The organism is Streptomyces sp. NPDC058880 (assembly GCF_042742535.1).
Lineage (GTDB): Bacteria > Actinomycetota > Actinomycetes > Streptomycetales > Streptomycetaceae > Streptomyces.
This window is the reverse complement of record NZ_JBHYMC010000046.1, coordinates 47,196-56,479: the sequence shown is the minus strand read 5'-3', so window position 1 is coordinate 56,479 and position 9,284 is coordinate 47,196. Positions and strand designations below refer to the sequence as shown.

At 73.4% G+C, this 9,284-nt stretch carries 10 protein-coding genes; 2 read left to right on the top strand and 8 right to left on the bottom strand.

Translation table 11 applies throughout. The features are described 5' to 3' along the window. Window positions 1–99: 99 nt before the first annotated feature. From ACFW2G_RS23575 to ACFW2G_RS23550, 6 genes are all read right to left on the bottom strand, one after another. Entirely contained in the window at window positions 100–465 is a 366-nt protein-coding gene (locus tag ACFW2G_RS23575) for an STAS domain-containing protein (RefSeq protein WP_052030731.1), read from the bottom strand. 23 nt (window positions 466–488) lie between these two features. Beyond that, a complete protein-coding gene (locus tag ACFW2G_RS23570) occupies window positions 489–947 on the bottom strand; it encodes a response regulator (RefSeq protein ID WP_037922654.1) in 459 nt (152 codons plus the stop codon). Beyond that, window positions 944–2,548, bottom strand: coding sequence for a CHASE3 domain-containing protein (locus ACFW2G_RS23565; RefSeq protein WP_384452210.1), 1,605 nt, complete (start codon window positions 2,546–2,548; stop codon window positions 944–946). Before ACFW2G_RS23565 ends, ACFW2G_RS23570 begins: the two co-directional genes overlap by 4 nt. An 83-nt stretch (window positions 2,549–2,631) precedes the next feature. Further along, the gene (locus ACFW2G_RS23560) at window positions 2,632–3,864 is read right to left on the bottom strand and encodes a PP2C family protein-serine/threonine phosphatase (protein ID WP_384452332.1); all 1,233 of its coding nucleotides are present in this window, start codon (window positions 3,862–3,864) and stop codon (window positions 2,632–2,634) included. Between the two features lie 223 nt (window positions 3,865–4,087). Beyond that, window positions 4,088–4,564 carry a MarR family winged helix-turn-helix transcriptional regulator gene (locus ACFW2G_RS23555; RefSeq protein ID WP_037922656.1) on the bottom strand — a complete coding sequence of 159 codons (477 nt, stop codon included), beginning with the start codon at window positions 4,562–4,564 and terminating at the stop codon, window positions 4,088–4,090. 100 nt (window positions 4,565–4,664) lie between these two features. Then, window positions 4,665–5,870: a PP2C family protein-serine/threonine phosphatase gene (locus ACFW2G_RS23550; protein ID WP_384584108.1), complete on the bottom strand. Its 1,206-nt coding sequence runs from the start codon at window positions 5,868–5,870 to the stop codon at window positions 4,665–4,667. Window positions 5,871–5,970: 100 nt separating this feature from the next. Between ACFW2G_RS23550 and ACFW2G_RS23545 the strand changes: the two genes are divergently transcribed. Further along, complete coding sequence (locus tag ACFW2G_RS23545) at window positions 5,971–6,471, top strand: MarR family winged helix-turn-helix transcriptional regulator (RefSeq protein WP_384452218.1); 501 nt, start codon at window positions 5,971–5,973, stop codon at window positions 6,469–6,471. 62 nt (window positions 6,472–6,533) lie between these two features. On the opposite strand, the gene ACFW2G_RS23540 is transcribed toward ACFW2G_RS23545, so the two are convergent. Together ACFW2G_RS23540 and ACFW2G_RS23535 are read right to left on the bottom strand one after the other, a co-directional pair. Next, window positions 6,534–6,965, bottom strand: a complete 432-nt coding sequence (locus ACFW2G_RS23540; protein ID WP_384452221.1) for an ATP-binding protein — start codon at window positions 6,963–6,965, stop codon at window positions 6,534–6,536. A gap of 67 nt (window positions 6,966–7,032) precedes the next feature. Beyond that, window positions 7,033–7,260 carry a hypothetical protein gene (locus tag ACFW2G_RS23535; protein ID WP_384452223.1) on the bottom strand — a complete coding sequence of 76 codons (228 nt, stop codon included), beginning with the start codon at window positions 7,258–7,260 and terminating at the stop codon, window positions 7,033–7,035. A gap of 419 nt (window positions 7,261–7,679) precedes the next feature. Between ACFW2G_RS23535 and ACFW2G_RS23530 the strand changes: the two genes are divergently transcribed. After that, entirely contained in the window at window positions 7,680–9,179 is a 1,500-nt protein-coding gene (locus ACFW2G_RS23530) for a PP2C family protein-serine/threonine phosphatase (RefSeq protein WP_384452336.1), read from the top strand. Window positions 9,180–9,284 lie beyond the last annotated feature (105 nt).

The following is a 9,284-nucleotide window of genomic DNA, read 5'->3' as shown; positions in this document are numbered from 1 at the left end:
GTGTCGGGACGGGCAGCACGGCGGACGCCGAAGTCTGTTCGACGCCCGTATGGCCGGGAATCCGGATCCCAAACCGGTCGGGGAGTCCCCGGGGCAGGTTCAGCCCCGGCGCGGCGGGACGGCCATGACCGCTCCCTCGGCGACGGTGGGTGCGGTGGCAAAGGCCAGGTCGGCGCCGGTGATCTCCAGGAGCCGGGCCAGCCGGCGCGGCACGGTACCCGCCAGGACCACCGGCCGGTCCAGGACGGCGGGTTGCAGCATGATGCCGAGCGCGGCCGAGTCGACGAAGGTCACCGCGGTGACGTCCAGGACGAACCGGCTGACACCGGGCGCCGCGGGATCCAGCGCGGTGCGCAGGTCCGCTACGGTGTCGATGTCGAACTCACCCGCCATCACGACGATGCGCACGTCACCGTCGGACCGGGTCTCGACATGACCGCGCGCCTCGGCATCGTGCGTGTCCATGCTGCTCACGTCCTTCTCCTCCGTCAGCCGGTGCGGGGCAGTTTGACCACGGTGACGAAGAAGTCGTCGATCTGCTGGATGGCCCGGATGAACTGGTCGAGGTCCACCGGCTTCGTCACGTAGGCGTTAGCGTGCAGCTTGTAGCTGCGCAGGATGTCCTCCTCGGCGGCCGAGGTGGTGAGCACGACCACGGGGATGTGGTTCAGCTCGGGATCCGTCTTGATCCGTTCGAGGACCTGCCGGCCGTCGTACTTGGGCAGGTTCAGGTCGAGCAGGATCAGATCGGGGCGCGGGGCGTTCGCGTGCTCGCCGCGGCGGTAGAGGAAGTCCAGCGCCTCCAGGCCATCCCGCACCACGTGCAGCACGTTCCCTATTTTGTTGTCTTCGAAGGCTTCGCGGGTCATCAGCTCATCGCCGGCGTCGTCCTCGACCAGGAGGACTTCGGCGGGGGTGGCTTGGGGACGGTCTGCGGGAGTGCTCATCGGCTGGTTCCTTGTGTGGGCAGGGGGGTGGGCGGCGCCGTGTCTGCGCCGGGCCCGGCGGTCCGGGGCGTCTCCGCGCCGACGGCCGCGGGAGTGGTCGCGACGGCGGCGTCGGGGAGGGTGAAGACGATCCGGGTGCCGTCCACGTGGTCGGTGTCGATCCGGATCCGCCCGCCGGCGTGCTCGACGATCTTCTTGCACAGCGAGAGGCCGATTCCGGTTCCGCCGTAGGTTTCCCGACCGTGCAGCCGCTGGAAGATGACGAAGACCTTCTCGGCGAACTCGGCGGGTACTCCGATGCCGTTGTCGGTGACGGTGAAGGTGTGGAATCCCGCCTCCGCTGCGGGGTCGTCGACGACGGCGACCTCGACGCGCGGAGTTCGCTCGGGCGAGCGGAACTTGACGGCGTTGCCCACCAAGTTCTGCCACAGCATGGTCAGGAGGGTCGGGTCCCCCACCACAGCCGGGAGACGCTCGGGACGGATGATCTCCGCGCCGCTCTCCTCCACTGCGGCCGCCAGGTTGCGCAGAGCCCGGTCCAGAGGGCCGTCCAGCGCGACCGTCTCCCGCGCGTCCTGTACGCGGCCCACCCGGGAGAACGCCAGCAGGTCGTTGATCAGAACCTGCATCCGCTTGGCGCCGTCGACGGCGAAGCCGATGTACTGGGCGCCGCGCTCGTCGAGCCGGTCCCCGTAGCGCTTCTCCAGCAGTTGGCAGAAGGAGGCCACCTTGCGCAGCGGCTCCTGGAGGTCGTGCGAGGCCACGTACGCGAACTGTTCCAGCTCGGCGTTGGAGCGGCGCAGCTCCACTGCCTGGGCGTCGAGTTCGGCGGCCGTGCGGTCGAGCCGCTCCGCATTGCGCCGCGAGGCGTTGAGCTCGGCGACGGTCCGGTGCCGCATGGCCTCCACCGCCCCGGCCAGGTCCCGCAGATCGGACGGGCCGCGCAGGGGGATCTCGTGGTCGAAGGCCCCGTCGGCCACGCGCTGGGAAGCGGTCCGCACCAGGGCGAGCGGCCGCAGCACCCCCACGTGGAGTAGGACGGCGAGGGCCGTTCCGGCCAGCAGGAACGCCACGGCGATCGCCATCAGGATGTGGTCGCGCTGCGAGCGCGCCTCTGCCAAGGTGGTGCGGGCGTCGGCCTGGATGCGGTCGAGGCGTGCCTGCTGCGCGGCGATGCGGCGGCGGACCTCGTCGAAGCGGTCCTTGCCCGCCTGGAGGGAGGGCGGTGCGGTGCCGTCCTCGACGGAGGCCATGGCCGGGGCCGCGAACTCCCCGCGCCAGGTCCGGGCCGCTGCCTCGACGGCCGCCAGGTCCTCGCGCACACCGGTGTCGCCGTCGAGGAGCGTGGACAGGTGGCGGACGGCTGTCGTTTCGTCGGCCAAGCCGCGTTCGTACGGCTCCAGGAGCGCGGGTTCGCCGGTCAGCAGGTAGCCGCGGACACCGGTCTCCTGGTCCAGGAGGGCCGATTCCAGCCGCAGGGCGTCCCGCTGGGCGGGCAGAATCCCGTCGACGAGCCGGTTCCCGGCCGTCGTGGTGTGCGACAGGAGGGCGGCGCCGAGCGCGCCCGTCCCGACGACCATGACGGCGAGTACGACCAGCACGCCGGTCAGCCAGCTCCGGAGGCTCGGTCCTCGGCGCCCCGGGGTGCGTCCTCGGGGTGCTTCGGGCGGCTGTGCGGGGGAGGTCACGTGGGGGAGTTCCATTCCAGGTGGAGGACGGCGACGTCGTCGGCCAGGCCACCCCAGTCCGCGGCGAGGCCCTGTGCCGCCTGGATGAGGGTGTCGACGAACGGTTCGGCGGCGAGGCCGGCGTGGCGGCGGGCGATCTCCAGGAGGCCCTCCTCGTCGAGGCGGTCGGGGCCGGGACCGACACGCCCCTCGATCAGCCCGTCGGTGAAGAGCATCACGGCGTGGCCGGCCTCCACGGGTACGTCGGTGACGGGCCAGCCGGCGCCCCAGCCGGGCACGATGCCCAGCGCGGGCCCTCCCGGAACGGTACGCAGCTCCACACCGGCCGCGGAGCGGACCAGGAAGCCCGGGTGTCCGGCGCGTTGCACGCGGACGGTGCCGGTGCCGACGGGGCGGGTGAGGGAGACCAGTGTGGCGAAGATCTCCGGGCCGGAGCGCTCCGCCAGCAGGATCCGTTCCAGAAGTCCCAATAGTTCGGCGCCCCGGGCGCCCGCCATGACGAAGGACCGCCAGGCTACGCGCAGGCACACGCCGAGCGCCGCCTCGCTGGGGCCGTGGCCCGACACGTCGCCGACGACGGCGTGCGTGGCCCCGTCGGGGGTCTGGACGACGTCGTAGAAGTCCCCGCCCAGCAGCGTCTGGGCGCGCCCGGGATGGTAGCGGGCGCAGACACTGACGGCATCGGGCGCATTGTCCAGCAGTAACGGCGTGGGAAGCAGGCCGCGTTCGAGGCGTGCGTTCTCCTCGGCGCGGAGCCTGCTCGCCTGGAGGGCGACGGCCGCCAGTTCGGTGCGCTTGCGCTGGATCGCGTAGCGGATGGCGCGCATGAAGACGTCGGCTTCCAGACGTCCCTTGACGAGATAGTCCTGGGCTCCGGCCGCGACGGCGGTCAGGCCCGCCTGTTCCTCCGACAGGCCGGTCAGGACCACGACCGCGGCCTCGGCGGACACGGCAAGGACCTTTTCCAGCCCGTCCAGGCCCTGTGCGTCCGGCAGGTGCAGGTCGAGGAGGACGCACTCCGGCGCCTCGGCCTGCAGCAGCCGCAGTGCGTCGGCGAGGGACCGGGCCCGGCCGAGGCGGACCTCGATCCCGCTGTCCTCCACGAGCTCCTCGACGAGCACCGCATCGCCCTCGTCGTCCTCGATGAGCAGGACGTATGGAGGGATGCCGTTCCACAGCGCCAGCGAGTCGCCCGGCTGGCCGGAGGACGCGGGCCGGGGCCGGATCATCGCCTGCTGCGGTGCACGGGCGGCCGGGCGCTGGGCCCCGAGCCCGGAGATGCTCACCATGGCGTCGCGTCTGCCCCTTCTTGTTCGGACGGCGGACGCCCGACGGACGCCTGGCTCCGTCGGGTAAGCCTAGAGTGATCATTTGCCGGAAGGCAATATTTTACGAACTCAATGATTCTGCCATGCCGACGGACGGGCCCGGCACGCCCCCCGCGGCCGCCGGTCAGGCGCTGTCGGGGATCCGGGCCGGGGACGGCTGCCCGGCCGCCTCCCGGAACGCCGTCAGGCCCGCGGTCAGTGCGTCCACGGCCTCGGGTGCCATCCGGCCGAGCACCGCTGACAGCTCTCGTATCCGGATCTCGCGCCGCTCCTCCAGCAGCGCACGCCCCCGCGGCGTGAGCCGCACCTCCACCTCGCGCCGGCTCGCCGGATGCGGTGAGCGGGTCAGTAGCCCCATGGCCTCCAGCCGGTCGCAGAGCCGGGTGACCGACGGCGGACGGGCACCGAGCACGTGGCCCAGGGTCCGCAGATTGACGCCCTCGGCCCCCTCGACGGCGAGCAGAGCCCGCAGCTGCGACGGTGACACGGCGGGTTTCACGCCGTCCTGGCCCCTGGCATGCAGCACGGCGAGGAGCTCCGCCGCGGCGGCGAGGACCGCGGCCGGGTCCTCGTACGCGTCGGAGCGGCCGGGACGGGCCATGCCACCACTGTGCCACCCGCCCGTCCGGGCGGCCCACCCCGCGCCGCGGTCCGCCCCACCGCGCGGTCCACCCCGCGCCGCACCCCGTCCTGCGCCGCGCCTACCGCTCGACGCCGCCGGGCTGCGTACCCGGCCTGCCGTGCCAGTCCAGGCAGACGACCATCGCGTCGTCGGTCGCGTCCACACCGCCCCGGAAACCGGGCAGTTCCTCCAGCAGCGCGCGGGGCACCTGCGAGGGAGGCAGCAGCCGGGTGCTCGCGACCGCCCGGGCCAGGGCATGCAGCCCGTAGCGCTCGCCCGCCGGGGAAAGGACGTCGTAGACGCCGTCGCTCAGGAAGAACAGCCGGTCCCCGGGCAGGATCCGGAAGCGCTGGCAGGTGTAGACCGTGTCCTCGAACATCCCGAGCGGCAGCTGCGCCTCCAGCCCGAAGGGTTCCAGCGTGCCCCCGCGCAGCCGCCAGATCCGGGGCGACCCGGCGTCGATCACCTCGGCCTCGCCGGTGTCCAGGTCGAAGCGGAGCAGCAGCATCGCCAGGTGCAGCCGCCCCTGGTACTGGCCGTAGAGGGCCTGGTCCGCCAGCGCCGCCTGGTCGGCGAGGCCGAGTCCGGCCCGCCGGGCGTTGCGCAGGGCGCTGACGGCGAGACTGGTCAGCAGAGCGGCGTCGATGCCCTCACCCATGCCGTTGTTGACGGTCAGCGTCAGGTGGTCGGCGGAGGCCGACCAGTCGAAGCTGTCGCCGTGGATGGCGTACGCGGGCTCCAGCTGGGCCCCGAGGTCGTACTCGGGCCGCGAGCAGGAGCGCCCGGGCAGCAGCTGCCACTGCATCTCGGCGGCCAGGGTGAGCCGCCTCGCCCGGCGCGCCTGGAGGAAGAAGTCGGTGTCGCGGTCGGCGACGACGATCTCGTGGGCCAGCGCGTCCGCCACGTCCTGCAGCGGTCCGAGCAGTGCGCCGACCCGGACTCCGGCCGGGTAGCGGACGCTCAGGACCCCGATCCGGTCGCCGCGCACGCTCACCGGCAGGTGGACGGTGGCTCCGTCCGCCCCGGACACCACGTGCGGCTCCTGGGCGCCGAAGGCCCGGCCCTCGGCGCTGTTGTACGCCGACACGGAATCGACGGTGAAGGGGCGTGCCGTGACCGGCTGCAGCCGGGCGCAGGCGTAGTCCGCCATGAGCAGTTCCGCGCTGGCCGCCCCGTGGTCGCGGGTGAGGACGCCGCGGACTTCCTCGAAGAGTTCGTGCGGCGCCGCCTCGCGCAGCCGGCGTTCCACGTTCCCGCCACCCTCGCTGTGTTCGCCTTCGGTCACCGGCCCCGCACCTGTCTTCCTCGCAACTGCCAAGATGGGGGACGACGGAGCCGCCGGCCCGCCGGGGAAGGCTGCGCGTACGTCCGGTAGGGAGTGTCACATGAGTCAGCCGTCGATCGGCTCCCCGCGGCCCGCTGTGTCGGCGGTGGGGGAGATGAGCGAGCTGATCGAGCTGTTGGAGGTGGTCTGGGAGCGGGGCCGGGACACGGTCAGCGACCAGCCCGTCTCCTCCGCGCAGGCCCGGGTCCTGTTCCTCGTGGAGGGCAACGGCCAGCTGAACCTGCGTGAGCTCGGCAGGTTGCTGGAGGCCGCCCCGCCGTCCGTCACGCGGCTCTGCGACCGCCTCCAGGCCGTCGGCTTCCTCGAACGACATCCCGGCTGCGACGACCGACGTGAGGTGCTGCTCCAGCTGACGCCCGCGGGCCGGACGTACCTCGCACGGCTGCGCGCCCGCAGGCAGCAGGTGCTGGCCGAGGCCATGGCCGCGATGCCGCAGGCCTCCCGCGCCGCCCTGGCGGCGGGGCTCGCCGCCTTCTGCGCGGCGGTCGCGGAGCCGCTGCGGCTGCCGGCTCCGGAGTCGTTCACCGGCAGGACCGCCTGACCGGAGCCGGGCGCCGGCCCGCCGCGGCTGCCTTCTGCCGCCGCGGCCCCTACCGGAGCGGGTCAGCTCAGGCGGAGGGCCGTCGTGATGGTCTTTCCGTCGGGACGGGCGGTGCAGTCGACCTGTTCCGTCAGACGCTGGACGAGCGGCCAGCCGTACCCGCCGGGCTGCTCGACCGTGCCCGTACGGGCCGCGGGCAGGCGGGGGCTGGCGTCGCTGACGGACAGCCGCAGGACGTCGTCCGCGATGTCGGCCCGGAAGGCGGTGACGCCGGCACCGTGCCGGATCGCGTTGGTGACCAGTTCCGACGTGACGAGCAGAGCATCCGCGGCGGTGGCACTGCCGAGGTCCACCCCGGCGCGGAGCAGCAGTTGACGGACCTGCTCACGGGCCGCGGCCGCGGTGCCGGGCGGAGCGGCGGGCCGGTGACCGCCGGTGCCCTCACGCTGCTGCTGCGCGCCCCGGGAGGCTTCGGGCGACGGGGGTGGGATCATGCTCACCGCCCGCCCGTGGACGCACGGGCCGGATCGCGGCGGTCCGCTCGGGAGCGGGCGGGAACGCTCAGCATGCGGTCGCGGTCGTCGCGCCGCCGGCCGTGCCGAACGACGGTGCGGATCCGGGCGGCTCGAACAATCGCCGTACGGCGGTCCGCCGCAGGCCGCCCACCGCTGCTCGGGCGGCGGCACGGGCCAGGAGCGGGGGGTTGCCCTCGTCGGCTCCGCCGCGCAGGCCGACGACGGGCGCGTCGCGTTCCGTGGTCGTGGCGACAGCCGCTTCCTCTCCGGTCACCGGGCCATCCTCCTACATAGGGCGCGGGCCTGGCGACCGGGTGCCCGCAGGACGTGCGGACCGACATCGGAACACCCCTCAGGGATGAATCCTCGTTCCCACGTCCGGCCCGGGCGGGGTTGCACGGTGCACGGCCCATGGAGGATGGTTGCCGGAGGGCAACTATCGCGCCGATGCCGGTGCCGAAGTTGTTCCGAGGTCCGTCCGACGTGCTGAACGCGATGAAGAGGTGAGGGGTCCGCGCAGCGGACCTTCAAGGTTTGGTTCCTTCCACCGAGACGACGTCGAACCCGCCCACCGCGGGCCTGTCCTGGAGTCAGGCCCCCTACCCGGTGCTGGTGGCCGACGCCGGCGCCGTCGTGCTCCACGCCAACGAAGCCGCCGGACTGGTCTTCCCGGACGCCCGCCCGGGCGCGTCGATGGCGGACGCGGTCCCCGGATGGCTTGCGTCGGCGCACGCGCGCTGCACCACGCAGCTGCCCGCGCAGCGCCCGTCCGTCCGGGCCGGCACCCTCAAGGGCCCGGTGGGCGACCGCTCGTACGAGGCACACCCGACGCCCGGGGCCGACGGGACGGTCGTCTGGTGGCTCGTGGACGACACCGACCACCGCCTGGCCCGCGAAGCCCTGTGGACGGAACGGGAACGCACCGAGTTCCTGGTCCGCTCCTCCAACCTCCTGCTGTCGTCCCTCAACCTCGACCGGTGCATGGACGTCACGGCGCAGATGGCGGCCGACCACCTCGCGGACGCGGCCCTGGTGTTCGCCCCGCCGCACGGCTGCGAGCTGCCGATCGTGGCGTGCGTCCGCGGCGGCAGCCCCGTGGTGTCCCGAGTGGTCGTCGACCCCGAGGAGGTGCCGGGGCTCGCCGAGGCGCTCCAGGGCTTCCCGCCCGTCCCCTCCCGCTGGCTCGACCCGTCCGCCGCGCCGGCCTGGCTCGTGCCGGACGGCCTCGACACCGTGGGGTCGATCGTCATCACGCCGCTGCCCGGCCACGGCGTGCCCGCGGGTGCCCTGGTCCTGCTGCGGTCCGACGGCGCCGAAGCGTTCACCGAAGGAGAGGAGTTGTTCGCGCGCCTGTTCGCCGCCCGGGCCGGCGCCGCGATGTCCGCCGCCCGGCTCTACGCGGAACAGGCGTCGATCACCGACACGCTGATGCGCGAGCTCCTGCCGCCCTCGCTCCACCAGGTTTCCGGAGTGGAGTACGCCGGCGGCTACCGGCCCTCGAAGGACCACGAGCGGGTCGGCGGCGACTTCTACGACGTGCACCCCGCCGCCGAAGAGGGGGCCCCCTCCCTCGTCGTCCTCGGGGACGTGTGCGGCAAGGGCCTGGAGGCGGCGGTGATGACCGGCAAGATCCGCAACACCCTGCACGCCCTCCTGCCGATGGCCGACGACCACCACCGGATGCTCAGCCTGCTCAACACCTCGCTGCTGAACTCCGAGAACACCCGTTTCGCCACCATGGTCCTCGCCTCCGCGTCCCGGGACGGGAACACGGTGCGGCTGAGCCTGACGAGCGCCGGACACCCCGCCCCGCTGATCCTGCGTTCAGACGGCAGGGTGGAGGAGGCCCGTACGAAGGGCACGCTGGTGGGCGCGCTGCCCCGGATCACCACGCAGACGGCCCGCGTGACGCTGGCCCCCGGGGACACCTGCGTGTTGTACACCGACGGGATCAGCGAGGCACGGGGCGGGCCCATGGGCGGCGCGATGTTCGGGGAGGAGCGGCTGCGCCGCGCCCTGTCGGAGTGCGCGGCGATGCCGGCCGAGGCAGTGGTGGAGCACGTGCAGATGCTCACCGCCCGGTGGGTGGGGGCCGGCCGCCACGACGACATGGCCGTCGTGGTCATCTCGGCGCCGCGCACCAACCACCTCAGCGCCGTGGACGGGCACACCCGCGGGCGGTTCACCGCGTGAGCCCGCACGACCGCAGCGTGGCCCCCGCCGCGACTCCTGCCCCCGTACCCGCGCCCGCGCCCGCCCGTACACCCGCCCGGGCCGGGACTCCGGCTCCCGCGCCGG